The sequence below is a fragment of the Ruegeria sp. C11 genome, from assembly GCF_056537725.1.
Genome location: NZ_JBQFSB010000028.1, coordinates 1 through 1,193, shown reverse-complemented (window position 1 = coordinate 1,193; position 1,193 = coordinate 1). Strand labels below are relative to the sequence as shown.

At 59.5% G+C, this 1,193-nt stretch carries 1 protein-coding gene; it reads right to left on the bottom strand.

Features of this window, described 5'->3' with window-relative positions; genetic code table 11:
• Positions 1-17 precede the first annotated feature (17 nt).
• The coding region (gene tuf / locus ACR0NA_RS21625) for an elongation factor Tu (RefSeq protein WP_480732628.1) at positions 18-1,193 on the bottom strand (1,176 nt) is incomplete at its 5' end.

Below are 1,193 nucleotides of genomic sequence, written 5' to 3'. Positions count from 1 at the left end.
TCACTCGCTTGCGCGAATTATTCGACGATTTTCGACACAACGCCGGCGCCGACGGTGCGGCCGCCTTCGCGGATCGCGAAGCGCAGACCGTTTTCCATCGCGATCGGTGCGATCAGTTCAACTTCGAACGACACGTTGTCGCCGGGCATGACCATCTCGGTGCCAGCCGCCAGCGTCACGGTGCCGGTCACGTCAGTCGTACGGAAGTAGAACTGCGGACGGTAGTTCGCAAAGAACGGGGTGTGACGACCGCCTTCTTCCTTGGTCAGGATGTAGGCTTCGGCTTCGAACTTGGTGTGCGGTGTAACCGAACCCGGCTTACACAGAACCTGACCACGCTCAACGCCGTCACGGTCGATGCCGCGCAGCAGGGCGCCGATGTTGTCGCCCGCTTCACCGCGGTCCAGCAGCTTGCGGAACATTTCAACGCCGGTGCAGGTGGTTTTCGAAGTGTCGCGGATGCCGACGATTTCGATCTCGTCGCCAACGTTGATCACGCCACGCTCGACACGACCGGTCACAACGGTACCACGGCCCGAGATCGAGAACACGTCTTCGATCGGCATCAGGAACGGCTGGTCAACAGCGCGCTCAGGGGTGTCGATGTAGTCATCAACAGCCGCCATCAGTTCCTTGATCTTCTCTTCGCCGATTTCCGGGTTGTTGCCTTCCATCGCGGCCAGAGCCGAACCTGCGATGATCGGAATATCGTCGCCGGGGTAGTCGTAGCTGGACAGCAGTTCGCGAACTTCCATCTCAACCAGTTCCAGCAGCTCTTCGTCGTCAACCTGGTCAACTTTGTTCAGGAACACGACCATCTTCGGGATGCCAACCTGGCGGCCCAGCAGGATGTGCTCGCGGGTCTGCGGCATCGGGCCGTCAGCAGCGTTCACAACCAGGATCGCGCCGTCCATCTGAGCGGCACCGGTGATCATGTTCTTGACGTAGTCAGCGTGGCCGGGGCAGTCGACGTGCGCGTAGTGGCGGTTGTCGGTCTCGTATTCCACGTGGGCGGTCGAGATGGTGATGCCGCGCGCTTTTTCTTCCGGCGCACCGTCAATCTGGTCATACGCCTTGAAGTCGCCGAAATACTTGGTGATTGCTGCGGTCAGCGTCGTTTTACCATGGTCAACGTGGCCAATCGTGCCGATGTTGACGTGCGGTTTTGTACGCTCAAACTTTTCCTTTGCCAT